We start from the raw sequence: 24,937 nt of genomic DNA on the forward strand, positions 1-24,937 counted from the left end.
TTGGGCATTATGAAGTCCGGCCCGCCGTACTCCCCGTGCAAATCGCCACTTCTGGAATCCCGGCAAACGAATCAGTTGAACAAGACATACAAACCCTGCTAAGGCGAGGGAAAAGAAGATCATATCAGGGAGCAAATCACCAAGCAGCGTTTCCCGAAACATTGAGGGAATGTGAGGGTAAGTTATATCTCGTTTGTGCCAAACTAAAAGGATAACGACCAGATAGGGTATGACCAAAAGCCATTTTTTATATGGACAGAATAAATTAATAGTGTTTCTCATAAAACCACTCCTTTCAATAGTAAGGGCGAGACCAAAAAGTACTCGCCCTCACCCAAACAATTATTTTTTAGGCTCGACCAGTATTGCACCGTCAGCAGTAACGGTCATACCAAGATTGCCATTCATCGTGTAGAGAGACACTACTGCATTTGTGAGCTTCACCAAAGGGAACGCCATCGACGCAACCATTGAGCCAATATCGCTATCACTGAAATGTGGGAATGGGTCGGGACCCTCAATTTTTACTGTGAGGCTAACCAGTCTATTGCCTGGGGCTACGCAATCTAGCTTTGTTCCCATTCTGTTTTCTGATTTCTTGCCGTCAGAAAATCCAAAAAGGTCAGATTTTCCAACCAAAATCAAGGTATCAGAGCCACCGTTGACAGCGTGTATAGTTGTGGTAAGTTTGTTTTTTGACATAATATTTTCACCTTTCGTAATATTACTGCCTCATTCAGCTTCAATGTGGCAGCTTCGTTTGTCATGGAGCTTGCAAGTCCTTACAAACCCAGTATAAGCTCGTTTTTTTGTATCCAGTTAGCCACAAAATACGCATAAGCGGATACAATTATGAAAGATTGGATACAAGCTTGACACGTTGGGGTTAACAGTGTAGCCTAAAATAAAAAGGTGATTTTATGAATAGTGAAAAAGACTCGCGATTGAGGCAGATCCGCAAAGAATTGGGGTTAACAGTAGAAGAATTCGCAAAACAATTTTTAATAGCAAGCAAGACCCAGACCAGTTATGAAAATGGAAGCAGAATCATACCTGTTGATTATGCAATTAAGGTTTGTACCCAATATAACATCACCTTGGATTGGTTTTATGGGCGCAGTGAATACAAAAACGATAGTGATTTAATGGTGAACATTATTTTCGCTTTAGATAAAATATTTAGTCTTGGATACAAAACTACAACAAATCCTTATAACAACTATAAATATCGTGAATTAACATTATGGATGGATAAAACTTTTCGAGAGTATTTGGCGGAAATAAGAGAGTTGCAAGACGCACGCAACTTAAACAGGCAAATTACCGACGAACTATATTCATTAAGCCGCAGTAAAATACAGGAGAAGTACAAAGAATATTTTCAAGAGCTTTTGGGGGTAACCAATTGTGAAGTGAACGAAAGTAAATTCATTAACATTGAAACCATTGAAGATATGGATATTCTAAAGTTTTTATAGGATCAGCCATTGCAGCATGCCTGATTTACACCCCTGAATTCAGTAATGCAACATAGGAAAACAGCGAAAGTGTAGAAACTAAAAAATAAAGGCACTCGGGCAGTACTCAATAATACTGGCCAGAGTGCCTTTTTTATTTGCGAATAGATATGTTGGTTAATAAGCATTTAATATAAAAATCTTAATAATATTAACTAAATAAGGTGTTATAAATGGAACAGATACGAGTAGCGCGAAGAAGATAAACTTTAGAATTAGTCGATAATAATAGTATTTTTTGATTCCATCGATTGAAGATTTCTTTAGTTTTTGATCTTCTATATATGCAAATTTTTTATCTAAGGCATTATGATCATTTATTAAAAATTTATAGTAATCATACGTTGTGTGGTTTTCGCACATATTCAATAAGAGATCGTATTTTTTCGTTATCTCCTCAAAAATAGATCTAGAATTATCTGCGTCGCAATCAATTAATTTTAATTCATTATATAAAGCCCCTAATTCTATGTAATTTGCCTTAAATGAATAATATCGATCTTTAAATTGTAATGACATACATATCGCATTAAATGTAAATGTTAGGATAGATAATGAAATAAGCATAATTCCAATGCCGATTGGATTTGAATTTAACAGGAAAATAACAGATAGAATAATTAAAAATGCCGAATAGTAGGTGTTTATAGCCAATAAAAGCTGATCCAGAAATTTATATCTTTCAGCAGCATTTATTCGACATTTTCGTGTGCAGTAGATTATATCCATTTTATCGTCAACATCTTTTCGAGGAATACAATTATTCATACTATTCACTCCTTCATTTTGTCTGATATTGATTTAATGATTAACGGTGAAATCAATCTCATTTCATCCGCAGTATAGAAATCACTTTTTAAACTATTACAAATCCAGCATGATTTAACTATGTTTTCTATTGAGTACCCCTTTTTATTATCAACTCGATCTAATGTCATATCATTTATTTTAGCATGGACATCTCTTTCAAAAAATCTTTTAAACCGTAATACATCCCACTCATTGCCCTCATAATTAAGAATAAAGTCTCTAATTATTCTATACTCTTCAATGGGAGTATTGCAGTAATAACAAACGTCGGTATTGTTTTTCCACCAAGCTGATAATTCTGCTTCTGTCAGAGTAAATTCAATTCCACGGTTTTTTGCACTTTTTGATATATTCTGGATAGCCCCTTTTCCATACCTAAAATAACCTTGTGATTGTTGTTTTTTCAAAGCCTTAATAACATTTGCCTTGCCTTTTTCTGTTTTGTTATATTCTTTTGCTTTTTTACTATTACACTCTTTACAGTATGAATGTAATCCGTCTTTATTTCTTGAGTTTTTGCCAAATTCGGATATATTCTTTTCTTGACCACACAGTGCGCATTTTTTCAACATAATATCACCACTCCCCATCTTTATATTAACATAGATAACAGAAAAATAAAGAAATTCTTGGAAATAGCATATTGAATTTTGGATAATTATGGTATTATATGTGTGATGAATGAAGAGTATAGTTTGACTATGTCAAGTTTGCATACTTAATGTGCAAATAATTCTAGGGCTAATAGAGTGAACTTGTGTATCATCTATTATTTCTACATAACTTTGTAGAATAGATTCGAAAGAATATATATATCTAAAGTAGTTATTACTACGACACTATGCTCTTCATTCATAAAGGAGTAAATATGTATAAGAAATATTTTAATGAAGATGGGCTAATAAAGGCATATCAAAAAATTAAAATAGGCAAACTTTCAACGGGGATAGATAGGGTTAATAGAGCCACTTTCGAGAAACTAAAAGGACAAGCCTTAAAAGAGGTGAGCAATAAAATCTTGAATGGTACTTATTTTCCAACTCCTTATAGAGAAGTTCTGATTGTTAAAAATGCAGAATCTTGTCCAAGAAGATTATCTATACCAACCATTAGAGACAAAATTATAATGGAGGTGTTGAAAGAAATACTTAAAGACAAATATACTCCAATAATCGAAGAAGAAACCGTTCCAGATATTGTATGTAAAATCGGTGGAGTAATAAAATCAAAAAAATATGATGGATATATAAAACTGGATATTAAAGGTTATTATGATTGTATAGTTCATGACACATTACTTAAACGCGTTAAACAAACCATTAATAGTAGCTTTGTTGTAAATCTAGTTAGTCTATTTATAAAGAATATAACCATAGCAGACGGTAGCAAGAAAGAGGGAAGAGAAAAAAGTAATAACCTTGGAGTTCCTCAAGGTATTTCAATTTCAAATATACTAGGCAATATATATTTAAAGCCTTTAGATAGTAGATATTATAAATCTAAAGGAATTGTCTATTTTAGGTATGTTGACGACATACTGGTTTTTTGTAAATATTCGAAGATTGAAGAAACGCTTAATAAGATTATATCCGTTTTGGGATCCAAAGAATTTGAACTCAGTATTAATTCAAAAAAAGAGTATGGAGAAATCAAAGAATTTAATTTTTTGGGGTATAACTTTGATGAAAATGGAGTTATTGGAATAGCCGATAAAAATATTAAAAAAATAGAGAACTCTCTTGAGAAAATATTTAGTGATTTCCGGTCATCTCATGACAAGCGAATAAAAGGCAACTATGATTTGTTAGAATGGAAGTTGAATTTTAGAATAACTGGCTGTTTTAAAGATAAAAAGCGATACGGATGGGTTATTTTCTTTAGTAGAAATGAAAGGGAAATAATAATGCATCACTTGGATTGGTTGGTTGTAAAACTATGCAAACGGTTTGGGGTTGATGCACTTCTTAATAAAGACGGTGAATTTATCGGAAAGAGTTTTGTTAAAACATATATAGAATACTCTACAAAGCAAGACAATACTAAATATATTCCTACAATTGATAACTTCTCGTCAACTGAAAAAAGATATATTTTACATAAAGTCTGCCATAGAAATTATAAGTGGGTTCACTCGCTACCATTATATTTATTAGAGAAGGAATTTGACAGGTTTATATTTAGTTCAATAAGAGATATTGAAAAAGATCTAAATCAGATTTATGGATAAGTGACGGTTAATTACAGTTCTAATTTTTAGATATGACTGATTTTTTAATAGGAGAAGTGGGTAATGAAGAAAGTCTTTATAGCAGCAATGGCAATTGCATTATTTTTAGGAACAACAAATGTTTACGGAGCAGATTACACGGATGTTTGGTCTTCCAATTGGGCTTTTTTTGCGATACGCGAAATGTCAGACAAGGGAATCATTAGCGGTTATCCGGACGAAACCTTTAAACCGAACAATAAAGTCGCATATGGAGAGTTTATAAAAATGGCAGTGATTTCTATAACGGGAGAGGATTTGGGGAACACCGAGTCTGGCCACTGGGCTGAGAACTATTACAACAAAGCAATTAAACTAGGATACTTTACTACGGATGATATCAGTAAATCAGTCTTAGGTGAAGATATCCCCCGGGCGCATATGGCTCTCATTATCAGCTCGATCTTAGGTGATGTAACAATAGAAAATTACAACGAGATTCAGGGGTGGCTAAAAGATATTACTTCTAAAACAGCATATGAATATGACATTACAAAATCATATGCAACGGGTGTACTTACAGGATATACAGACGGAACCTTTAAGCCCGATGGAACTCTTACCCGAGCAGAAGCTGCTATGGCTATCTATCGACTCACTCACAAAGAAGTTCGAGTGGAACCAAGCGATCTCTCGCCTGTAAGAGATGCTGTTGCTAATTTTGATTCCCACTATACAAATAATGGGTCATTTGATTTAAAATTAGCCAAAACAAAATCTGTATCATATGCTCCAGTTTCAGTGATCGCAGGTTTTACACTTAATGAAAATCGTGGTACTAAATGGATTAAATCAACAGCAGAGTTTGAAAAAACATATTATGCGTGGATGTATCTTATCAAAGACGGAAAAGTAATAGAATCGCTAGCAAATGGTATTGTACCAGTAGGCACTCCCAACGTCTATCTCTACACACAAGATATAACAAAAGTTGATTATATTGGGTTACTTGATGTAGAAGATTACAATTTAATCCTTGTTCCAAATCCATTCAAGAGTAAATAATATTAACCTATTCGATCTAAGGATTGAGTGTCAATTGTTGATTAGATGATAGCATTATAAAAAAGTAATTATATAATTTATATGATATGACTGATTTCAAAGCATTTCATGCTCAATATAACGAAAAAGACAACCTCTGGATTTAAAGGTTGTCTTTTAGTTTGTATTGGTAACCCGTAGTGGAGTCGAACCCGCCTTAAAATTGACATATACACCGGTCAGCTTGACATTATCCATAAACATCCCCAGGTGCTTACCCAGCAGCTCCAGCGCCTTCAATTTATCAGCAAATTTTATTTCGCGCTTCGAGCGTACCGCAAGGGCTTCGTCTACACGTGCACGGACTGAAGAATTCTGAAGTTGCTGGTATCCGAGTTGTTCTGCTGTATTTGTTGAATACCCCGCTCTTATTGCGGCCTGGGTAGCATTTGAGTCAATCAGATATTCATCTACGAAGCGTTGTTGTTTTACTGTCAGTCTGGCCATCGTGCCACCTCCTTTTCTGTTCGCTTATCTACCCTGATCAGCTCCTGGGCGTTGCAGGTTGGCGCCTGCTTATAAAAAATAACCACGTCCTCAATGCAGCGGAGTGGTTGTATCTTTGCGAATGGAAATCCAGTTACCTGGTTCTTGATCCAGTACCAGCAGTACCTGAAATAGCGCCGATTGCTGTTGAGCAAAGATGTTGTGAAGGGCTGTGCAGCGGTGAACACCATCGCACCCCTTGGTTTTATGATCCTCTCGTATTGCTCCCATAATGGACCGAACGGTATTATTGAGTCCCACTTACAATTCGTTGTTCCGTACGGAAGGTCACAAAGGATCATGTCGATGCTGCCGTCAGGAATCAGTTTCATCCCCTCAAGGCAATCCATGTTATGTATCTTGTTTATTATATTAATCGCATTCCTTTCCAGGGTTATTGCGAAATTCCTTTGATTCTGTTCTTTCTTTAAGAATGTCATCTAAGACGCTTAATTTAAATTCATTATTTGCAAAAGTCTTTGACGATTTTATTCCCACAAAGGTTTCAATAGCTGCTCCAACAAGCAGAAATAAAACTAAGAACATCTTTTTTTCAGGATACATTTCGCCAATGAAAAAATAAACAGATGCAAGAATGGCGAACATCGCAAATATTAGAGTGATGCTATTTATTGATGCAGAATCCTTTTTTAGTCGCGCGCGTTCAATATTTATGCAAAGGTCTGGTTCATCTTTATATTCAGCATGTATTTTCTTGTATTTTTCACAATAATTCATTTCTAACACTCCTCCTGTTTCTCATCCATAATATCCCATTCTATTACAATGATCAACAGAAAATGCCCTGGTTCAACCGAAGGGCGTTTTCTTAAAGGAGGTTTCTGCGAAGGAAAACCTAGAACACATATTTCACCAATATCATTTTCCCACACTATTTGGGTGAATTGGGTGAAACTTAGTGTAAAATTAGGACGGGAAAAATAAAGGAAATAAAAAAATAAGAGTGACCTCATATGTTATGATGTTAATAACCACAAAAACAAATAACGGAGGCACTCTTATGAACAATAGTATAACTGAAATTGCAGAATTAAATTGAACCCATTTTAATTTTCCTTTCGTCAGCTAATAGAAGTTCAGTATCAAAACTCATGCTTCCCAACGCTCCCCCGACTTTCCTTACCTGCCGTCCAGTATGGCTCACCTTCCGCAAAATGCGTGGTAGGCTCTTCAAATGCTCTGATGCCAAGATCAAATACATCACGGACTGCAAGCTGAGCTTCAAAGGTGATTCCGCCCTGATATGGATCTGCATATTGTCCTGGAGCGATTAGCACCTCAGTCACGGTCATATCCCATAAGGTGGCCCGGTCCATGATGGTGTCTGCGCTACCGGCAGCATTCCGACATAACCGTCTCCTCGGGCTTCGGCCATGGCTACCCGGGTGACGAGCTCCTACTCCTGCCTCAGCTCCATTATCTGGTTCAGGGTGTCTTCCTAGGCCACTGAGATGCCAGCCAGATTGCCAAGGATCAGGATCGTGCAGAGGCTTACAAGTATGATCAGCCCTATCAGCAACATTGTGATCACAAAGAGCTTCCGAGTGATCTTATGTAGGTGTCCGTGGATCCGGACTGTTTGATTGTCTGTCATTCTCATCACCTCTCCTGCAGCTCAGCAATACAATCCTGACACACATTCCGTTCATGAAACCGTCTGACGCCCTTTGCATTCCCCAGTAGAGCAAACAATCTGCGAAGTTCCTTGCAGGTAAATTTGTCAGGGTTTACAAGCTTATGGTTGAAGGTTCTTTCATGCATGTACATTCTGGGAGCAAGCTCGTTATTATGGTTGTATCCGCAGAGTGTCATGTTTTTCACAACAAGGGCCTTGAAGAGCCTGTACTATGCGACTTCCGGTGAATCTTTAAGTTTTGGCAGGTTCCTCCTTAAAATAATTTCTTGTCCCTTCTTGTCTTTTATGGTAATATTTAGGCAAGAAGGAGGTATTCTTATGAAAAAAAGTAAATGTTTATTGATTTCAGCAATTTTAGGAACACTTTATCTGGTCTACGTCATCTCCTACTTTATTAATGGCGTTGCATCAACGTCGGGAAGTGATCAAATCGGTGCAGGAATCGCTACGGCTCTTGTCGCACCGCACATGTTTCTCTTAGCCCTTGCGGTTTTGTTCAACTGGATTGGCTGGGCAGCAAGAGTAAGGTGGGCAGCACTCACCGGAGGCATTTTGTATTGCGTTAGTGGACTGCTGTTCTTGCTTTACGTGGTTTTTGAAATCCCATCAATAATCTTAAGCTTTGTTGGTTTTGCCAAAATGAAAAAGGCAAAGACTAAGGTTCAAGAAGTGGTCTCCCAAGAATAATGGCTTCCAATCCCATTTGCCCCAGTGTTGAAGCGCCGGGGCATTTTTTAAATTATTTCATCATCCCTCCTTATCCCGCCTTAGGCTCTTTTGGCTCGTCTCCCGTTGTGTCGTTTGCGAATAACATATCGTAAAGCCATATGCGCTGCACTTAACATAAGCCTCGCAGATTTGGGCGAATATGAAACCGAACGCGACGAGCTTACTGAATACCTGGACGAGCTTCACAAGCGACCGGAAATGAAGATGCTTTTCAAGGTGGCCAAGAAAGCCACTAAGGAAGACGTTGAAAAGGCCGTTAAAATCATAGAAATGTTTAAAAGAGACTCCACTGGTGGTGACGATATATAATCCGTTATAGATGCAGCATACATTACATAAAAGGGGATTGATCAGATTGGATTCAATGATCGTCAGAAAAACAAATCTTTTCCCGGTTGAAGTTCTGGGGATCACAGTTCTGGACCAAAACGGAGATTACAATGTGTACTTGAACGATAAACTCTCATACGATGCACAGGCCGAAGCCTTTCGTCATGAGATTGAGCACATTAAACAAGGACATTTTTTTAGATGGGAAGATGTTGCTTTTCTTGAAGAGCAGGCAGAATATGAGGTTGTTTGATTGCCAAGATATACATCGAAATATATCGACATGTTTTTGACGAGTAATCATGATAAAATATGGTAATATCTACTTTTAAAGTTTTTACAAGAAAGGAAACAAAAGCATGCTAGCAAAATTTTTTACCAAAAGGTTTCTTGCCCAAAGTATTATTGCATTTATAATGGTTATTACCTTGGGTGGTTGCGGTAACAGCAACCACTCAGACGGTATCCCCAACGATACACCGGCAGGTGCAGAAGAATCATTCGTTTTTGATCCTGATAATTATGAATCAGTATCTTTTGACAATTTGGCTAGAACACCTGATGATTTTAATGAAAAAAGAATCACCTTGAGCGGTCGTGTTGACGTTATTGGTTATGAAACGGAAGACGAAGTTCAGTGTGTTTTTCATGTAGATGATGATTATAAGCAAAGCATTTTGATCGCATATGTTCCAGATATTCTCGACTCCAGAGTTTTAGATGAAGATTATTTTACGATATACGGTTATTCAGTAGGCATAGTTGAATACAAAACAGCTATAGGTGGAGTTTATAACTTGCCCTGCGTTATTGTAGAAAAAATTGAATATTAGAAACTAAAAACAAACGCCCCGGCGGCAACCGGAACGAATGTTATAAATCGGGCTGCAGGTGCAACCTCAACTCGTAACTGAATTGTACTATTACAGCCCGGGAAAATCAAGTCTCGGGCATTTTTATGCCCAAAATCAGAAAGGAATGGTACAATGGCAAAAGCAAAAAAATTAAAATCCGGCAGCTGGCGCATTCTAGTTTATAGCCACACCTAGGTAGCTGACGAAAATCTGATCAGACGATATGAGTCCTTTACATCTGACGATAAGAAAGAGGTTGAGTTCCTTGCAGCTCAATTTGCGCATGAAAAAAGAGAACGTCCCGTGTCCTAAGCGGGACTGTGAGTGAGGCTATCGACAGCGCTCCCGGCCAAAGAAAAGAAGATGGTGGAGCTTCCGCTGGTTGAGGATGTCATAAATGCCGTGATCGGATCTGAAATTGAACTTCCCTGCCTTCTCGCTATCTGGATGAGTTATAGTATGTCAGAGGTTCGCGGGATAAAGGCCTCAGCGATCGACGAGAAAGGCTATATCACCATTAAGGATGTGATTGTCGATGTTGATGGTAAACCGGTCTCAAAATCAAAAACAAAGGCTTTCGCCAGGACTAGAAAATCAAAGCTACCAGAATATCTTTTTAACCTCATTAAGAATCAGGAGACTTATAAACGGGCGAAAGAAACCGGAACGGACGAATATCTTATCACGCTTACCGGCAAGGGCATCTACAATCGATTTCTGACTATCCAGAAGGCCGCAGGATTGCCTCATACAAGGTTTCATGATTTGAGGCACATGAATGCTTCTGTGATGCTTAAGCTTAATATTCCGGATAAGTACGCCATGGAACGAGGCGGCTGGATTACGTCGCACACTCTAAAAAAAGTTTATCAGCACACCTTCAGCGATGAACGAAAGGTAATTGATGATAGAATTGATTCCTATTTTGAGAATATAATAAATCCTACAGAAGAGGAATCCTGATCATTCAATCTCATTTTTCGTGTTGCATTTCGTGTTGCATTTATAGATAAATCATGCAACACGAGTTGCATTTTTCTTATTTTTATGTAATGTATCTTTACATCACGAATGTTCAGAGACGTTGAAAAAATAACAAGAACCGCTATTTCTAACGGTTCTTGAGTTGGTAACCCGTAGGGGAGTCGAACCCCTGATTCCGCCGTGAGAGGGCGACGTCTTGACCACTTGACCAACGGGTCTCGTTTATTCTTACAATAGATAATAATAAAGCAACAAACAGAAAAAAGCAACCTTTTTTTGAATCACGCCAAGGTTTGGGCAGCAAAAGATTCTCTCCACGGCGCAATCCATGGAAAGGAGAGGTGCATTTGCCTATAAAATTTCATCCTGAGTCAAAGCCGTAGTCACTGATTTCAACCCTTAAAAAATTCTATCATACCCTTCGCCATGTAGTCGGCAATGTTCAGTGCCTGATCCTGCAGGTTTTCATACAAAGCAATGTCGTCTGCATAGCGGCCTGCTAGCACCATAACCATTTCCCGAATTGTCGTTTCATAATACTCGTAAAGAAGTCTCTTCCATTCTTCTTCACTCCAATAGGGGTTGATCTCCGCAAGGTATGCCGCTATCTGATCTCCATTACGATACAGCCTTACGATTCCTGCATCCACAGCTTCCCGGTCTCCCTGGCCTTCTGCTGTCAAGATTTGAATCCCCGTTATAATCTGTTCTCGAATGAGGTTTTCCACCTTTCTAGCGATCTGAAATCCAAAAAACACCTCAAGGACATTGCCAAGGTTGGTCGGGGCCTGATATAATCGGTCTGCCACTAGTTCAATATCCCCGAAGTTTGCCGCATAGCTGACCAAAAACGCTCTTCTCCACATTGCCAGTTCCATCCACAGCTTTCGCAGCGTATTAATCAGATTCATCTGCCCATATGTAAGCCGGTCGCTTCCTTCCTGCTCTGCCAATTCAAACACCTCCATTATCGTCACTCCCTCTTTGCCAATTGCGCGGACTAAAAATACTCCATTGGCATTTACTATCATATGCTGAAAACAGCACCAGAATCTCCGATTTCACCATTCCGGCTTTTTTTAATTGAATCAAATTTGGGCACAGTATATAATAGTAACGGTATCCTCTCCGGCCGCAGCACTGCAAAAGGTTGAGAGAGAGCCAATCATCACAGTTTAAAACCAATTTGGAGGATAAGATATTATGGATTATAACAAGCTTGCGGAACTGCTTTTTCCGCATATTACGAAAGACCCGGCAGAGTATGAAACCCTCTATCCGCAGCGGGAGCTTCCCGAAGGAGCCAAGGTAACCCGTCTGGGACCAAGCCCGACAGGGTTTATTCATCTGGGCAACCTCTATGGCGCATTTGTAGACGAACGTCTGGCCCATCAGAGCGGTGGGCTCTTTTATCTGCGCATAGAGGATACCGACGACAAGCGTCAGGTAGACGGCGCTGTGGAAGCCATCATTTCATCACTGGAATTCTTCGGAGTAAGCTTCGACGAAGGCGCTGCCATGGACGGGGACAAGGGTGAATACGGTCCCTACTATCAGAGTCAGCGTGCAGAAATCTACCAGACCTATGTCAAGCAGTTGGTACAGAACGGTCACGCCTATCCTTGCTTCTGCACAGAGGAAGAGCTCAGTGCTATCCGTGAAGAGCAGGAAAGTTTGAAGGAAAACCCCGGATATTACGGAAAATGGGCAAAGCACAGAGATCTGTCCTTTGAAGAAATCCAAAGCAGAATCGAAGCTGGACAGGCATTTGTTGTGAGACTTCGTTCCAAGGGCATTCCCGCCGGTTCCGGGCAAGAGGTCAGAACCATCTCGGTAGAAGACGGTATTCGAGGCACCCTGACCATGCCGGAAAACGAACAGGACGTGGTGCTGCTCAAGGCAACTGGAATCCCAACCTACCACTTTGCCCACGTAGTTGACGACCATCTGATGCGTACCACCCATGTGGTAAGAGGCGCAGAATGGCTTCCGTCCCTGCCGATCCATGTGGAACTGTTCCAGACCATGGGATGGCCCCTTCCAGTTTACTGTCATACGGCGCAGCTTATGAAGATGGAAGACGGCAATAAGAGAAAGCTTTCAAAGAGAAAGGACCCCGAGCTGTCTCTGGATTATTACCGCAGCGAGGGCTATCATCCAAAAGCTGTGCGGGAATACCTCCTGACCATTCTTAATTCCAATTATGAGGAATGGCGAATGGCAAATCCCGATGCACCCCAGGAAGAATTTTCATTTACCGTTGAAAAGATGAGCAACTCCGGCACACTTTTCGATTTGGATAAGCTGAACGATATCAGCAAAGACGTGCTGGTTAAAATTCCGGCAGCTGAGCTTGCAAGCTTCCTCATTGAATGGGCTAGAACCTACAAACCCGAGATTCTTGCGCTGCTGGAGGGCAATCAGGATTATCTGGTGAAGATTCTTGATCTGGGCAGATCCGGCGATAAACCAAGGAAGGATTTTGTCTACGCGCGTCAAATGTTTGATTTCATCAGTTATTTCTATGATGACTACTTTAAGCAGGAAGATGCATATCCTGATAATGTCACAGCCGAGGATGCAACAGTCATACTGTCGTCCTATCTGGAAAGCTACGATCATCAGGATGATCAGGCTCAGTGGTTCGATAAGATTCGTGAGATTGCAGCTACAAACGGATATGCTGCCAAGCCAAAAGACTATAAGAAGAACCCTGATCAATATAAAGGGCATGTAGGAGATGTGAGTACTGTCATCAGAATCGCTTTGATGGGCAGATCGATGTCGCCAGACCTCTGGGAGATCCAGCAGATCCTCGGAGAAGAGAAGACAAAGGATAGAATCAGAAAGAAATAACATTAATTTATTTGTTCAAAAGTTTTGTAACACATTTCACCGCAGCTTCATAAATTATACTACAAATCAATAATTTTTATAGAAGCAGGTGATTAAAAAAATGTCAGACGGATGTTGTGGACTCCTTGGTGGAGAGGGAATTGATACCAGCTTACTGTTTTTCTTCTTACTGCTGGTAATCATATTCTGTAACTGTTACACAAGATAGAAGAGTTTGCCTGCGGGCAAACTTTTTCTCTCGCCCCCTTAGGGGAGACGAAGCTGCCCTTTCTATAAAGAATGGGCAGCTTTCATTTCAGACGATAATCTTTGCCGTTTTACGGGGAAGCACGCTTCCCCTTGACGGCCGCATTATTCGGCCAGATATTCCCTGGTCAAGTGGCCAAGTATCGTCATACCTTTTATAATCTCTTCTCCTTTCATGTTGGAGAAGTTTAACCTCAGTTCGTTGTTTTTAACGCCGCTGGGGTAAAAGGACCCGCCTGGTATAAATGCTACTTTTTCAGCCAAGGCCCTCTTTAGAAGCTCTCTGGAATCTTTTCCTTCCGGGAGCTCAAGCCAAATAAACAATCCTCCTTTAGGGATCACATAACCGACCTCTTTTGGAAATTCGCGGTCGATAACCTCCATCATCAGGTTCCTGCGTTCCAGATAGAGGCTGGTTATTTTTTTGATGTGGGCATCCAGATCGTAATGGCTGAGGTAGTAAGCCATCTGCCTTTGGGCGATTGCTGAGGACGAAAGATCCGCGGCATTTTTCAGGATCAGGAACTTCTCCATCAGCTGCTCTTTGGCGCACAGCCATGCAACTCGTAGTCCCGGGCAGAAGGTTTTCGAAAAAGTCCCTACATAGACTACCTGTCCCTTTTTATCATAATAGCTGAGGGGTTTTTCCAGCTTATCCTCAAAGGACAGTTCCGAATAGGCCGCATCCTCAATGACCGGGATATCGTAATCCGCGATAAAATCCACAAACTGCTTTCTTCGCTCAGCAGACCAGCTTCTTCCCGTGGGATTCTGAAAATCAGGAATGACATAAATCAGCTTTACCCGATCACCATATTGATCCAAAGCCTGCTTCAGTGAGTCTAAAATCAAGCCTTCCCGATCCGTAGGCAGAGCCACCAGCTCCGCTTCGTATGCTTTCAAAGCGTTGACTGCACCCAAATAAGAAGGAGTCTCAAAAAGCACCACATCTCCCTTGTTGATAAAAAGCATACTGCTCATATCCAGTGCCTGCTGAGAGCCGCTGGTGATTACCACTTCGCCGGTCTTGTAATCCAAGCCGAATTTATCATACATTCTCTTTGCGATGAGCTCTCTCAGCTTGCCGAAGCCGCTGGTGGAGCAGTAACTTAACGCTTCCTCACCTTCATGATCAAGCACCTGGACGAAGGCTTCCTTGATATCTGCAACCGGGTAGGTTTCAGAAGAGGGAAAACCGGCGGAAAAGGAGATCATATCCTCCGTTTCCGTCAGCTCCATTGCATTTAACAGTGCTTTATCCTGCAGGCACTCCATTCTGCTAGCAAATCTCATACTCTATTACCTTTCTGAAAACGATGCAATGTTAAGAAAATCCATCGCGTTCGTTCTGAAATTCCAGTTATTTCATCATTTATACGTTCCAGCTATTCAGATATTTCTCCTGCTCCGGGGAAAGCCGATCGATCTCAATGCCCCAGGCTTCAAGCTTTCTTCTTGCAACCACATCATCGATTTCAGCAGAAACATCCACAACCTTGTTTTCCAGCGTTCCTTTGTTGTTCAGAATATAAAGTGCGGAAAGGGCTTGCACGGCAAAGCTCATATCCATGATTTCCGCTGGATGGCCATCAGCTGCGGCAATATTTACGAGGCGGCCTTCCGCAATGACGTTGACCCATTTTCCGTTTTCAAGGCGGTAACCCATAACGTTCTTTCTGGTTTCTTTCTTTTCTACTGCTGCCTTTTCAAGCGCTTCCATATCAACCTCGACATTGAAATGACCCGCATTTGTCAGGATAGCGCGATCCTTCATTGTCAGCATGTGCTCTACCGTAATGACCTGGCTGCAGCCTGTAGCTGCAACGAAGAGATCTCCGTGTGGAGCTGCTTCCTTCATAGTCATCACATCATAGCCGTCCATTCTTGCTTCAATGGCTTTAACCGGATCAATTTCCGTTACAATGACCTTCGCTCCAAGCGCAGCCGCTCTCATGGCAATTCCCTTGCTGCACCAGCCGTAGCCTGCAACCACCACCGTCTTTCCTGCTACGATGAGGTTTGTATTTCTCATGATGCTGTCCCAGACAGACTGGCCTGTGCCGTAACGATTATCAAAGAGATGCTTACACTGCGCATCGTTGACCGCTACCATGGGGAATTTCAGAATTCCTTCACGCTCCATGGCCTTCAGACGAATAACGCCGGTGGTAGTCTCCTCGCATCCTCCCCAGACATCTTCTCCAAGATCCGGGCGTTTGCTGTGAATCAGGCCTACCAGGTCCCCGCCATCATCAATAATAATATTGGGCTTATTGGACAGAGCCATTTCGATGTGCCTATCATATTCTTCGGCGGTAGCGCCATGATAAGCAAAGACCTTCATGCCAGTGGCCGCAAGTGCTGCTGCTACATCATCCTGGGTTGACAGAACATTGCTTCCGGTAACCGACATATCGGCTCCTCCCGCTGCTAACACTTCACACAGGTATGCGGTTTTGGCTTCAAGATGAACGGAGAGAGAGACTCTCACTCCCTGAAACGGTTTTTCTTTTAGAAACTGCTTCTCCAGACCGCTCAAAATCGGCATATTATTCTTTACCCACTCTATTTTCTGTCGCCCTGATGGTGCAAGGCCGATATCTCTGATTTCTGATTGTATCATTTCTATAAATCCCCCTATTTTACGGAATAGATCCTTATTTCTCTGCTTTTATATATATCATAATTTATGGCTAAAGTAAAGAAATCGTGAATCCACCAACTTTGATTTAAAAATCTACCACACTTCCCTCATAGATGCAGCGAAGCAGTTTTCTTAGGTCTTCTTTATCTGCATGCCTCGGGTTGGAAGCGGTGCAGGGATCCGTTGCGGCATTTTCAGCAATACTGTCTGCAAGAGACTGAAACTCCATTTTATCAATGCCAGCTTCTCTCAGCGAAGCTGGGATATGGAGGGCTCTGTTCATGGATTCGATTCGCTCAATGAGCTTTCGGGTAAGCACAGCCTGATCCTCTTCCAGCACACCAATATGGGTTGCAATCTCAGCATATTTACTTCGACCAGAATAAATGCCATTTTGCTTGTAGGTCGCTGCCTCTTTGTTTGCGTTAAAGCGGATCACATATGGCAGATAGATGGCGTTTGCCAGACCGTGTGGAATGCCAAGCGCCGCACCGGTTTTGTGTGCAAGACTGTGAGCAATGCCAAGAAGGGCGTTGCTGAACGCCATACCTGCCATACACTGAGCATAATGCATCTTTTCAGCAGCTTCCTTCTTCCCTTCATAAGACATCACCAGATTGCCAAAAATCCGCTTGATGGAGTGAAGTGCCAAAGGGTCGCTGAACTCCGAAGAGGCGGTTGCCGTGTATGCTTCAATGGCATGGGTCAGCGCATCCATTCCCGTATGTGCCACCAGCTCCTTTGGCATCGTATCCGCTAGATCCGGATCGATTATGGCCATATCGGGAGTCAGCTGATAGTCCGCCAGAGGATATTTGATTTTCGGTTCATAATCGGTGATCACGGAAAACGCCGTCACCTCAGAAGCCGTTCCGGAAGTAGAAGGAATCGCAGCAAAGATTGCTTTTTTTCTCAATGCTGGCAAGGTGAATGGACTTTTGAAAGCCTCAAAGGTCATTTCCGGGTGCTCGTAGAATATCCACATCGCCTTAGCCGCATCGATTGCAGAACCGCCGCCGATGACGACAATGACATCGGGCTCATGCTTCAACATGAAAGCCGCCCCTTTCATAACGGTCTTTATGTCGGGGTCTGGTTCAATTCCTTCCAAGAGAAAGGTCTCAAATCCCCCTTCTCCCAGAATTTTTTTCCCCTTATCCATAAATCCTGAATTCTGCATGGAGGATCCGCCGGTCACGATTACCGCACGCGTTCCTTTCAGCTCCTTCAGTGATTCAATTGCACCTCTTCCAAAATAGATATCTCGTGGAATCGTAAACCGCATGAAAATACCTCCCATAATGATTATAGGAGGTATTCTTTCCTCATCTCAGATTATTATCATAAGATCCGTTTATGTAACAATGAATTCGAACTGATGCTGATGTTCCCTCAGCCGCTTTCTCCGCTCCCTGTAATCGGGCATTGTCTGCTCTACAACCGCCCAGAAGCTTGATGAGTGATTCATCTCTTTCAGATGCGCGAGCTCGTGGACAACCACATAATCGATCAATTCCTCCGGTGCAAAAATCAGCCGAAAGGTGAAGTTGATCTCCCCTTTACCATTGCAGGAGCCCCAGCGAGTTTTTGCGCTGTTGATTCTTACTGCAGAAGGCCTTAACCCCATAAGTTCAGAGTAGTATCTGCATTTTAGCTGCAGATACTCTTTCGCCTGCTTCTTGTATCTAGCAGCGTCAGCAGCCGAGATTTGAACCGTTTTCTTTGTTTCCTGCCGATCGGAGAGTTTACTCCTAGTTGCTGTGATCCAGTCCTGCTTTTGCTTAATAAAATCTTCGATATAGCCCTTGCTTGTCTTTAAGGGCGCCCGAACCTCAAGACTTCCATCCTGGCGTACATATAGCGCCAGGGTTTTCCGTTTTGAGCGAACCAGATTATAATCCATCATTTTAACCATATTACTCAGCGAAGGCATCCTTCGTAAAGGGATCTTCCGTACCAACATGACCCATAAGGGTTTCCGGCACCTTTCCGTCCACCAAGAATTGTACCTGCTTGATTTCCTCAAAAGAGTTAATAAGCGTATCAACGATCTGGCTGATCAGGTAGAGCTCTTCCATGGATCCACCGGAAAGACCGTCAGCACCAAGATCAACAAAGGCAGTATCCCCCTCCGCATAGACACGATTCAACTTGATCTGATCGCCCAGCATGGTATCGTAACCTTTATCCGGTGAATTTCTTAAAAGCTCCAGCGTCTCCATATATACCTTTTCCGGTACGGAAGAAAGTTCTGTTTCATATACCTTGAATTTTTCAATGGCTTCATCTCCAGATGCCACATACTCTTCATTTGCATAAAACAGTGCTACTCGATACGTCTTTTCTGAAGGGTTCTCGGTATCTGGTCCTTCCGCAGCAGGTTTCTTTGTACAGCCTGTTAAACTGAAGAGCCCCGCTCCAAGGACCAAAATCATACATAGAATTATGATAGAAATTCGTTTGTGTTTCATCTTTACTTCCTCCTGTCGTACTCAATTCTGCTCTTTATCATAAGTTTATACCCTCAATCTCCAGTTTATCTCTTTATCATTGGTACTTTGTATTCAGCTTTTTCTATTCAGAGTCAAGAATTCAAGTGTTTCGATCTAGCATTTTTGAGTTTAATTTTTATTTTTCTTATTTATTATTTCTTTATTTCTTATATTTATTTTTAATCATGGATTTCCCAATTCATTACACGGCTAATCGACTTTACACGACTAATCGACTTTCAAAGCAGGGCGCTTAGCGTCCAGAACATCGGTTACGTTAAAATAATGTGCCTCCAGTTCTGCCGCCCTTTTGTTCATCGAATATCCGTCAAGATTAACTCTTGGCATTACAATGTTATCACCATTCCAGGTAATCCTTCTCCCGTTCCCTACCGGGCAGTAAATCTGATAGCCCTTTTCCATGAGATAGCGGTATCTCGGATCATCCTTCTTGAAATTCACACCAAAGGGAGATATGTAAATGTTGGTACTTCCTACATAAGGTGCAATTTTCTCAATCCATCGATCAGTATCGTATTTAATCTGCTTCATGGTTAGCGTTCCGTCCCTGAAATAACCGTTATGGGTATAGCTATGGCAGGCAATGCTCCACCCGTTTGCTTTCAAGGTATCAGCAATCTTGGTTACGGTCTGTTTCCATTCTGCTTCCTGGGGCAAACCGTCAGTGATCCGATACCCCAGCGCACCCTGATATCCTGTTAATGCCAAGGTTCCCTTTGCACCTTTCCAGGAAAAATCAGGATGGGCATCCACATAATCATCGAGAATCGGCATAACGTCACCATCTCTGGTTAACGTCGTTTTTCCTTCCGGCGTGATTACTTCGGTCCAAACCCTGCCATCATCTCCCAGAACCAGCCGATTGGCAAAGCCATCCGGCTTCATATAATCATAGTAATTGACATCATCCACCGAGAGAACCAAGGGAACCTTTCCCGGCGGCAAATAGATGTCTTTTAATTTTATCATCCCCGGATTTCCCGGATCTTGTTCTATGTATTCTGTAAGCGGGTAAAGCACATATCCTCTTTTTTGTAGCTCGGGCAGCATCTTCTTAAACTCACTGACCGTCGTCATCCACATGTTATAACCCTGTGCCGGATGCCCTTTGTTGTCAAAGGCAAGTTCAGGATAAATGATCAGACTGTGGAAAAACACATGCTCTATTGGACCTTCATACTTTATCAAAGAGGCTTCTGCCTTCGTAATTTCATCAATTTTTAGCGTGATGGCATCATCTGCCTCCGTGGTAACCAAGGTCGGATCTGATTGCAGCAGTGCAATGGCCTCATCGTAAAAGTATCCTTGATAAAGCTTCTCCGCTTTTTCCAGCAGATCCTTTTTTTTCTGTTCTTGTATCTGCTCCCGTTCCTGACGGGCTTCTTCTTCCTTGGCCTGTGCATATGACGCGGCGCTTACTGATTGATATGCGATGAGTATGCCAGCAGAAACGATGGCAACCAGGCCCAGTATAATTGCAGCTTTCATGGATTTTTTCATGTTCTACCCCCAATACCTAATGTCTCTTTATTCGAAAGCGAAAAAATTGTCGATCCGATGTGCGCACGGAATTAATCAGCATTTCCATCTCTTTTCCGGCTCTTATTAAGACGGTTTCATTGGCGATTTTGTTTCATTTACCCTGCAAGCATTCCACACTCTGCCGTGTAGGCTGCATTTCTTCCTGGCAGCGCTTCTGATTATCGAATATGGATCCCCTTCAGGTGGGGAGCTCCAAGGATTGAAAACTGAATTCGCAGGCTGGGCGTTTCAATGTGTCTGTTATATAAGTCGATGAACTGGTTATATTTCTCGCTTTGCAGCTCAATCTCTTCTTCAACATCTTTCAGCTCGTTTTTCAATTCCAAATATGAGGAATCCTCCTTCATATCCACGCTGTCATCAGCCAGCAATAAAAGCTTGTCAATCAATGGCGTAGCCGCCTCAGCCTGGGCACTTGTGACTTCCCTGTCATCTGATTTGCAGTAACCGCCGCCCAGATCAAAAAGCTCCGAAAGCAGCTCGGCCGCTTTCAGCCCGTAGTCGTCTGCAAGCTCCAGCAGCTGGAGAATGTACTGCGACCGGGTCTGCAGCAGTGAGTCAATCCTGATCCATAGGGTTCTAGCCTCATTTTTATACTTTTGCATCTTGCCGTAAGCTGCCTGCATCCAAGCCAAAAACACCATGATAATTCCTAATATGATATACAGCATGTCGTTCTCCTTTATCTCAATCATATAAAACATTCTAAATTGTCATACCATATAATATTACCATTTTTCCTACATCTTTACGAGGATTTTTTATACGAAGGAGTCGCACAGAAGAGTTCGGTACTACGGAATAGCAGGAATTACGGTTGTATCCGAATCAGAGTCGGAATCATCATTTAATTGCATTTGTGCGGCAATGTATGCCATGGAATCAGCCACCGCGGTCAAGAAGGCACTGAGCACTGTGATCTGATCAATGTCCAGTCCATCGGACAAAATAATTGCGACGATTGGTATGAACAACACACCGCATTGGGGCGATAAGCCTTCAAGAATCCAGCTGCAATCTTTAGAATCACTATCCTGTACACTCATTATGATCCCCCCCTAAAGAGTTCCTGCTTTGTACCGAGGCTGCAGATTCTGGAGGCAGTTCATATTGGGGTGGCCTTTGCATTAAGATCATGCCCGTTGACATGTAGGCGGCGAGCTCGATGGCTTTGTTCTCAAGATCATCGAATATCCTTGTCTCCATTTCGTAATTGCCATTTAGAAAAGCAATAATCTCCTGAATTTTAAATTTGATATAATCGTCTAGAAATTCACTGATTATCTCCTTATTCCAATATGGATTGATACTGGCAAGGAAAGCAGCCATTTCATCCGCCGTCTGATACCATTGCTTGGTACTTGCATCAAGGGCAGCATCGTCATTGTTTTTGTAGCCATTGACCAGGTCAATATTGATGGTAATCATCTTGGTAAGCAGATTCAAAAACTGCTGAGAAATCTCAGGACTGAAATATTTACTGAATTCCGTGTAAAAATCCATGGGAAGATCTCCAAAAAGCCTGTTTTCTACAGCTGCTTGGTTCGGATTGTTCTCTAAGGTGCTCTTAAAATAATCCCTCATCCAAACCACAAGTTCAATCCACAGCTGCTGAAAGTTCAGCATGGTATTTACATCCTCATATGTAAAAGTCAGAATGCCCGGAAGGGGCTTCACCACATCCATGACGGTAGGCATTTTATATTCAACTCCTTCTTGCTTTCTAATGCGTAATGTTTGATCAGCGTTATTAATCGTTCTTATACTGATTGCTTGATTTGCATGATCTACATTCTTATCCGGATTGCTCGATGTGCATTAATTATCATATGAAGGCAAAAGGGTTTTGTTTCATTGGACGGATAGAGTTCTATCCCTGAAGATCTGATGCAGAGCCTTGAAATATGTCGACTTTCCTCATTTTAACCGGAATGCTGATCAATTGACGGTCATTGATCATATGCTATACTGTAGATAGTACCTGGAACGAACCAACTCAAGGAGATTACATGGGGCATACAGACCGAGTTTTGCGGTTTTGGCGGCATTACCGGGTACTCAAAAGGGATTAAGGGGGGATATCTGAATGAACGATGGAAATACTTTTGTGCACACCATGGAAGAACTCCTGGCTGCCTGCAGCAGAAGCATCATTGCACCGGACAGAATCATCGTGGAAGCAAACAGACTCATGTCGATCATGAATGACGACAGCCTGGAACAAAAGTATGTAGTAGAAGGCTGCGAGTCACTTTCCTTGATCGCATCCAGCTTCATCAGAGGAGGATATGAGATTTTCTCAGACCTCTATTACAACAAAACAGGACTAAACCATCGAGCCTCTGGATTTTCCACGAAAGACGATTTGGTTCGTTTCTGTGAATTTTGCGTAGAATACGGAGACGAATGTCTGAGTCGAATCAGAATCGCTCTGCTGGCGCAGCTTGAGATTGAAAACAGTTTATCAAAAGATGAAATATTTACACTCAATGATGGTTCTTTTTATACGGGAGAAGCCGCAGAACCTGGCCACCCAGAATTGGCATATTCCGATTCATTTTATCAGAAAAATTCCGCAACAGTTCAGGATCAAATAACGGATTTCATCAAGCTTTCCATGCTGGTCAACTCACTCAAGGGATTTTTCAAAGAATATTATCGAGGTTTGAATTAGTTGCAAAAATCCGAAAAAGTCCCGGATAATGCTTGTCAAGCAGGCTGATACGGGACTTTCTTATATCAGGTAACGAGAATCCTTTCAACACAGCATGCTTTCGCTGGCTGAATAAATATCGGAGAACTCCAATTGAATTTTTTCAAAACTCATACGATTAACAACTGTATTTGCTGTGTATAGTTCGTGTTCCTGCAACACCTTAACCGGAAGAAATACGCTGAATGTGGTTCCGACACCCTCAGCACTTTCAACGGTTACACTGCCGCCATGGAGCTCGGTCAGTGATTTTACAAGGCAGAGCCCTATTCCGCTTCCTTCATGTGTCCTTGTCAGAATAGGTCTGACCTGACAAAACCTCTGAAACAGCTGCATTTGCTTCTCTTTCGGAATTCCGATCCCAGTATCTCTCACACGAATGCATACAAAGTCTCCCTGTGCTCCAATGCTCACGAAAATACGTCCCCCATCAGGAGTAAATTTGATTGCATTCGAGAGCAAATTCAACATGATTCGCTCAACCTTTTCTTCATCGCAGGAAATGAGACGCTCCTCAAATTCTGTATCAAACTCCAGACGAATTCCTTTGATGTTGGCATAATCAGCTACGGATAGCACGATCTCTTCGACCAGACAGACAATGTTCCAGTTCTTGCATCGGATCTCACTGCTGTGTTCCTCGATTTTTGAGACATCCAGCAGATTGTTTACCAAGCGCAGCAGCCGAAGACTGTTCTGCTTTATGCTCATGATATTTTTTTGCAGCTTTTCGACATGAGCCGTTCCACTGCTTTCCAGCTGCAGCTCCATCAGCTGAATCGCACCTAGAATCACGTTCAGTGGTGTTCGCAGCTCATGGGAGATATTCATGAAAAACTCTGTCTTGATACGGTCGTATTTCTTCATTTCATCAATGATTAGCTCTTCTTCTATAATGTTTAACTTCAGTTTTTCCCGTTCCTTCTGGTCGGTAATATCATGAATAACAACAACAATACCGCTGGGCAGCCCCTGTTCATCAGAAATAACAGCTTTGCTGCAGATCACATTTCGAGTCGTTCCATCCAGGAATGTAGTAGCCGTTTCTACACTCTGAGGAGTCTGTTTTGCTAAAATCTCCTGATCCATGCTGTTGAAAACCATTGCCTGATCAGCGTCCATCAAATCAAACACATTCTTTCCAGTCAGCTCCTCCTCGTTATAACCAAACCATTGTCCAAACGCATAATTGCATCCCACATACCTGCCGTCCAAATCCTTGATGCAGATAGGTGTTGGAAGCGCGCTCATCAGGCTTTGCAAAATCTCAATTTTTTCCCTCAACTCAGCATCTGCTTTTCTCCGCATTTCAATTTCACGAATTAGCTGTTCATTTCTTTGCGTCAATTTGTCTGTATTTCCACCGATAAAATAGGCGGTTCCTATGTAAGCGGCACTGCCGAGAAGCATGGACGCAACTGCATATTCATAATCAACATTAATTCCAAATATAACACAAATGGTATTGATCAAGATCAACAGTCCTGCAGTGCACATGCCGCCTTTAAAACCACTTCTAACACTGCTTACACAAATAAACGCGAGACCGGTAATTCCTTTAATCGACATTGGTATCATCGGAAGCAAATTTATTATCACTATAAATATGTAGAATAGACATCGTTTTTCCATCATGAATCTCCCGGTTATTTTTTCCAATACTATGCTACATTCTTTTCCGTGTCGATTCTACAGCATTTGTACGCACTTTTCGACAAATTACATGAAAAAAATCCATATCGGAAC

Annotated in this window: 29 protein-coding genes and 1 tRNA gene; 10 read left to right on the forward strand and 20 right to left on the reverse strand. The window is 41.7% G+C overall.

All coding sequences use genetic code 11. The annotated features are described in order from the left end of the window. Positions 1 to 342: 342 nt before the first annotated feature. On the reverse strand, positions 343 to 702 hold the full coding sequence (locus FRZ06_13190; GenBank protein ID QOX64225.1) for a hypothetical protein: 360 nt from the start codon (positions 700 to 702) through the stop codon (positions 343 to 345). Positions 703 to 920: 218 nt separating this feature from the next. Here FRZ06_13190 and FRZ06_13195 point away from each other — a divergent pair, with 218 nt between their 5' ends. Beyond that, positions 921 to 1,478, forward strand: coding sequence for a helix-turn-helix transcriptional regulator (locus tag FRZ06_13195; GenBank protein QOX64226.1), 558 nt, complete (start codon positions 921 to 923; stop codon positions 1,476 to 1,478). 156 nt (positions 1,479 to 1,634) lie between these two features. Here FRZ06_13195 and FRZ06_13200 read toward each other — a convergent pair whose 3' ends face one another. Both FRZ06_13200 and FRZ06_13205 read right to left on the reverse strand, forming a co-directional pair. After that, positions 1,635 to 2,285, reverse strand: a complete 651-nt coding sequence (locus FRZ06_13200) for an SLATT domain-containing protein (GenBank protein QOX64227.1) — start codon at positions 2,283 to 2,285, stop codon at positions 1,635 to 1,637. A gap of 5 nt (positions 2,286 to 2,290) precedes the next feature. Continuing rightward, a complete protein-coding gene (locus FRZ06_13205; protein ID QOX64228.1) occupies positions 2,291 to 2,899 on the reverse strand; it encodes a hypothetical protein in 609 nt (202 codons plus the stop codon). Positions 2,900 to 3,168: 269 nt separating this feature from the next. Here FRZ06_13205 and FRZ06_13210 point away from each other — a divergent pair, with 269 nt between their 5' ends. Next, positions 3,169 to 4,554: a hypothetical protein gene (locus FRZ06_13210; GenBank protein ID QOX64229.1), complete on the forward strand. Its 1,386-nt coding sequence runs from the start codon at positions 3,169 to 3,171 to the stop codon at positions 4,552 to 4,554. Between the two features lie 63 nt (positions 4,555 to 4,617). Continuing rightward, a complete protein-coding gene (locus FRZ06_13215) occupies positions 4,618 to 5,598 on the forward strand; it encodes an S-layer homology domain-containing protein (GenBank protein ID QOX64230.1) in 981 nt (326 codons plus the stop codon). 156 nt (positions 5,599 to 5,754) lie between these two features. Here FRZ06_13215 and FRZ06_13220 read toward each other — a convergent pair whose 3' ends face one another. The 5 genes from FRZ06_13220 to FRZ06_13240 form a co-directional block, all read right to left on the reverse strand. Beyond that, positions 5,755 to 6,084 carry a terminase small subunit gene (locus FRZ06_13220; GenBank protein ID QOX64231.1) on the reverse strand — a complete coding sequence of 110 codons (330 nt, stop codon included), beginning with the start codon at positions 6,082 to 6,084 and terminating at the stop codon, positions 5,755 to 5,757. Continuing rightward, positions 6,072 to 6,473: a hypothetical protein gene (locus FRZ06_13225; protein ID QOX64232.1), complete on the reverse strand. Its 402-nt coding sequence runs from the start codon at positions 6,471 to 6,473 to the stop codon at positions 6,072 to 6,074. Before FRZ06_13225 ends, FRZ06_13220 begins: the two co-directional genes overlap by 13 nt. 22 nt (positions 6,474 to 6,495) lie before the next feature. Further along, on the reverse strand, positions 6,496 to 6,861 hold the full coding sequence (locus tag FRZ06_13230) for a hypothetical protein (protein QOX64233.1): 366 nt from the start codon (positions 6,859 to 6,861) through the stop codon (positions 6,496 to 6,498). Between the two features lie 365 nt (positions 6,862 to 7,226). Continuing rightward, the gene (locus FRZ06_13235) at positions 7,227 to 7,460 is read right to left on the reverse strand and encodes a hypothetical protein (GenBank protein ID QOX64234.1); all 234 of its coding nucleotides are present in this window, start codon (positions 7,458 to 7,460) and stop codon (positions 7,227 to 7,229) included. A gap of 283 nt (positions 7,461 to 7,743) precedes the next feature. Next, the gene (locus tag FRZ06_13240; GenBank protein QOX64235.1) at positions 7,744 to 7,965 is read right to left on the reverse strand and encodes a hypothetical protein; all 222 of its coding nucleotides are present in this window, start codon (positions 7,963 to 7,965) and stop codon (positions 7,744 to 7,746) included. 133 nt (positions 7,966 to 8,098) lie between these two features. Here FRZ06_13240 and FRZ06_13245 point away from each other — a divergent pair, with 133 nt between their 5' ends. From FRZ06_13245 to FRZ06_13265, 5 genes are all read left to right on the forward strand, one after another. Then, positions 8,099 to 8,467 (forward strand): hypothetical protein, encoded by a 369-nt coding sequence (locus tag FRZ06_13245; protein ID QOX64236.1) that lies wholly within the window; start codon positions 8,099 to 8,101, stop codon positions 8,465 to 8,467. Positions 8,468 to 8,638: 171 nt separating this feature from the next. Then, positions 8,639 to 8,818 (forward strand): hypothetical protein, encoded by a 180-nt coding sequence (locus FRZ06_13250; protein QOX64237.1) that lies wholly within the window; start codon positions 8,639 to 8,641, stop codon positions 8,816 to 8,818. Positions 8,819 to 8,864: 46 nt separating this feature from the next. After that, positions 8,865 to 9,092, forward strand: a complete 228-nt coding sequence (locus tag FRZ06_13255) for a hypothetical protein (GenBank protein ID QOX64238.1) — start codon at positions 8,865 to 8,867, stop codon at positions 9,090 to 9,092. A 106-nt stretch (positions 9,093 to 9,198) separates the two neighbouring features. Beyond that, entirely contained in the window at positions 9,199 to 9,672 is a 474-nt protein-coding gene (locus tag FRZ06_13260; GenBank protein QOX64239.1) for a hypothetical protein, read from the forward strand. 345 nt (positions 9,673 to 10,017) lie between these two features. Beyond that, complete coding sequence (locus tag FRZ06_13265; GenBank protein ID QOX64240.1) at positions 10,018 to 10,656, forward strand: tyrosine-type recombinase/integrase; 639 nt, start codon at positions 10,018 to 10,020, stop codon at positions 10,654 to 10,656. A 164-nt stretch (positions 10,657 to 10,820) separates the two neighbouring features. Here FRZ06_13265 and FRZ06_13270 read toward each other — a convergent pair. After that, positions 10,821 to 10,895 (reverse strand) — tRNA-Glu (locus tag FRZ06_13270). A 174-nt stretch (positions 10,896 to 11,069) separates the two neighbouring features. Continuing rightward, on the reverse strand, positions 11,070 to 11,645 hold the full coding sequence (locus tag FRZ06_13275) for a hypothetical protein (GenBank protein ID QOX64241.1): 576 nt from the start codon (positions 11,643 to 11,645) through the stop codon (positions 11,070 to 11,072). Between the two features lie 235 nt (positions 11,646 to 11,880). Here FRZ06_13275 and FRZ06_13280 point away from each other — a divergent pair, with 235 nt between their 5' ends. Beyond that, positions 11,881 to 13,533, forward strand: a complete 1,653-nt coding sequence (locus tag FRZ06_13280) for a glutamate--tRNA ligase (GenBank protein ID QOX64242.1) — start codon at positions 11,881 to 11,883, stop codon at positions 13,531 to 13,533. 351 nt (positions 13,534 to 13,884) lie between these two features. Here FRZ06_13280 and FRZ06_13285 read toward each other — a convergent pair whose 3' ends face one another. From FRZ06_13285 to FRZ06_13325, 9 genes are all read right to left on the reverse strand, one after another. Continuing rightward, the gene (locus FRZ06_13285; GenBank protein QOX64243.1) at positions 13,885 to 15,072 is read right to left on the reverse strand and encodes a PLP-dependent aminotransferase family protein; all 1,188 of its coding nucleotides are present in this window, start codon (positions 15,070 to 15,072) and stop codon (positions 13,885 to 13,887) included. A 79-nt stretch (positions 15,073 to 15,151) separates the two neighbouring features. Continuing rightward, positions 15,152 to 16,399, reverse strand: coding sequence for an adenosylhomocysteinase (locus tag FRZ06_13290; protein ID QOX65933.1), 1,248 nt, complete (start codon positions 16,397 to 16,399; stop codon positions 15,152 to 15,154). Positions 16,400 to 16,508: 109 nt separating this feature from the next. Beyond that, on the reverse strand, positions 16,509 to 17,723 hold the full coding sequence (locus FRZ06_13295; GenBank protein ID QOX64244.1) for an iron-containing alcohol dehydrogenase: 1,215 nt from the start codon (positions 17,721 to 17,723) through the stop codon (positions 16,509 to 16,511). A 54-nt stretch (positions 17,724 to 17,777) separates the two neighbouring features. Beyond that, positions 17,778 to 18,386: a M48 family metallopeptidase gene (locus FRZ06_13300; protein QOX64245.1), complete on the reverse strand. Its 609-nt coding sequence runs from the start codon at positions 18,384 to 18,386 to the stop codon at positions 17,778 to 17,780. Beyond that, the gene (locus FRZ06_13305) at positions 18,340 to 18,894 is read right to left on the reverse strand and encodes a GerMN domain-containing protein (protein QOX64246.1); all 555 of its coding nucleotides are present in this window, start codon (positions 18,892 to 18,894) and stop codon (positions 18,340 to 18,342) included. The genes FRZ06_13300 and FRZ06_13305 overlap by 47 nt, the downstream gene beginning before the upstream one ends. 249 nt (positions 18,895 to 19,143) lie before the next feature. Next, positions 19,144 to 20,436 carry a hypothetical protein gene (locus FRZ06_13310; GenBank protein QOX64247.1) on the reverse strand — a complete coding sequence of 431 codons (1,293 nt, stop codon included), beginning with the start codon at positions 20,434 to 20,436 and terminating at the stop codon, positions 19,144 to 19,146. A 200-nt stretch (positions 20,437 to 20,636) separates the two neighbouring features. Next, entirely contained in the window at positions 20,637 to 21,182 is a 546-nt protein-coding gene (locus FRZ06_13315) for a hypothetical protein (GenBank protein ID QOX64248.1), read from the reverse strand. A gap of 90 nt (positions 21,183 to 21,272) precedes the next feature. Then, entirely contained in the window at positions 21,273 to 21,524 is a 252-nt protein-coding gene (locus FRZ06_13320; GenBank protein QOX64249.1) for a hypothetical protein, read from the reverse strand. Then, positions 21,508 to 22,176, reverse strand: a complete 669-nt coding sequence (locus FRZ06_13325; GenBank protein QOX64250.1) for a hypothetical protein — start codon at positions 22,174 to 22,176, stop codon at positions 21,508 to 21,510. Before FRZ06_13325 ends, FRZ06_13320 begins: the two co-directional genes overlap by 17 nt. 388 nt (positions 22,177 to 22,564) lie before the next feature. Between FRZ06_13325 and FRZ06_13330 the strand changes: the two genes are divergently transcribed. After that, the gene (locus tag FRZ06_13330; protein ID QOX64251.1) at positions 22,565 to 23,152 is read left to right on the forward strand and encodes a hypothetical protein; all 588 of its coding nucleotides are present in this window, start codon (positions 22,565 to 22,567) and stop codon (positions 23,150 to 23,152) included. An 84-nt stretch (positions 23,153 to 23,236) separates the two neighbouring features. Here the strand turns inward: FRZ06_13330 and FRZ06_13335 are convergent, their stop codons facing one another. Beyond that, positions 23,237 to 24,826, reverse strand: a complete 1,590-nt coding sequence (locus FRZ06_13335; GenBank protein ID QOX64252.1) for a PAS domain S-box protein — start codon at positions 24,824 to 24,826, stop codon at positions 23,237 to 23,239. Positions 24,827 to 24,937 lie beyond the last annotated feature (111 nt).

The organism is Clostridiales bacterium, from assembly GCA_015243575.1.
GTDB lineage: Bacteria > Bacillota > Clostridia > Peptostreptococcales > Anaerovoracaceae > Anoxybacterium > Anoxybacterium hadale.

Bases quoted from the DNA above. Each gene is read 5' to 3' on its own strand.
- FRZ06_13190 (QOX64225.1), bottom strand. From the start codon at position 702: ATGTCAAAAAACAAACTTACCACAACTATACACGCTGTCAACGGTGGC.
- FRZ06_13195 (QOX64226.1), top strand. From the start codon at position 921: ATGAATAGTGAAAAAGACTCGCGATTGAGGCAGATCCGCAAAGAATTG.
- FRZ06_13200 (QOX64227.1), bottom strand. From the start codon at position 2,285: ATGAATAATTGTATTCCTCGAAAAGATGTTGACGATAAAATGGATATA.
- FRZ06_13205 (QOX64228.1), bottom strand. From the start codon at position 2,899: ATGTTGAAAAAATGCGCACTGTGTGGTCAAGAAAAGAATATATCCGAA.
- FRZ06_13210 (QOX64229.1), top strand. From the start codon at position 3,169: ATGCTCTTCATTCATAAAGGAGTAAATATGTATAAGAAATATTTTAAT.
- FRZ06_13215 (QOX64230.1), top strand. From the start codon at position 4,618: ATGAAGAAAGTCTTTATAGCAGCAATGGCAATTGCATTATTTTTAGGA.
- FRZ06_13220 (QOX64231.1), bottom strand. From the start codon at position 6,084: ATGGCCAGACTGACAGTAAAACAACAACGCTTCGTAGATGAATATCTG.
- FRZ06_13225 (QOX64232.1), bottom strand. From the start codon at position 6,473: ATGGATTGCCTTGAGGGGATGAAACTGATTCCTGACGGCAGCATCGAC.
- FRZ06_13230 (QOX64233.1), bottom strand. From the start codon at position 6,861: ATGAATTATTGTGAAAAATACAAGAAAATACATGCTGAATATAAAGAT.
- FRZ06_13235 (QOX64234.1), bottom strand. From the start codon at position 7,460: ATGGACCGGGCCACCTTATGGGATATGACCGTGACTGAGGTGCTAATC.
- FRZ06_13245 (QOX64236.1), top strand. From the start codon at position 8,099: ATGAAAAAAAGTAAATGTTTATTGATTTCAGCAATTTTAGGAACACTT.
- FRZ06_13260 (QOX64239.1), top strand. From the start codon at position 9,199: ATGCTAGCAAAATTTTTTACCAAAAGGTTTCTTGCCCAAAGTATTATT.
- FRZ06_13275 (QOX64241.1), bottom strand. From the start codon at position 11,645: ATGGAGGTGTTTGAATTGGCAGAGCAGGAAGGAAGCGACCGGCTTACA.
- FRZ06_13280 (QOX64242.1), top strand. From the start codon at position 11,881: ATGGATTATAACAAGCTTGCGGAACTGCTTTTTCCGCATATTACGAAA.
- FRZ06_13285 (QOX64243.1), bottom strand. From the start codon at position 15,072: ATGAGATTTGCTAGCAGAATGGAGTGCCTGCAGGATAAAGCACTGTTA.
- FRZ06_13295 (QOX64244.1), bottom strand. From the start codon at position 17,723: ATGGGAGGTATTTTCATGCGGTTTACGATTCCACGAGATATCTATTTT.
- FRZ06_13300 (QOX64245.1), bottom strand. From the start codon at position 18,386: ATGTTGGTACGGAAGATCCCTTTACGAAGGATGCCTTCGCTGAGTAAT.
- FRZ06_13305 (QOX64246.1), bottom strand. From the start codon at position 18,894: ATGAAACACAAACGAATTTCTATCATAATTCTATGTATGATTTTGGTC.
- FRZ06_13310 (QOX64247.1), bottom strand. From the start codon at position 20,436: ATGAAAAAATCCATGAAAGCTGCAATTATACTGGGCCTGGTTGCCATC.
- FRZ06_13315 (QOX64248.1), bottom strand. From the start codon at position 21,182: ATGTTTTATATGATTGAGATAAAGGAGAACGACATGCTGTATATCATA.
- FRZ06_13320 (QOX64249.1), bottom strand. From the start codon at position 21,524: ATGAGTGTACAGGATAGTGATTCTAAAGATTGCAGCTGGATTCTTGAA.
- FRZ06_13325 (QOX64250.1), bottom strand. From the start codon at position 22,176: ATGCCTACCGTCATGGATGTGGTGAAGCCCCTTCCGGGCATTCTGACT.
- FRZ06_13330 (QOX64251.1), top strand. From the start codon at position 22,565: ATGAACGATGGAAATACTTTTGTGCACACCATGGAAGAACTCCTGGCT.
- FRZ06_13335 (QOX64252.1), bottom strand. From the start codon at position 24,826: ATGATGGAAAAACGATGTCTATTCTACATATTTATAGTGATAATAAAT.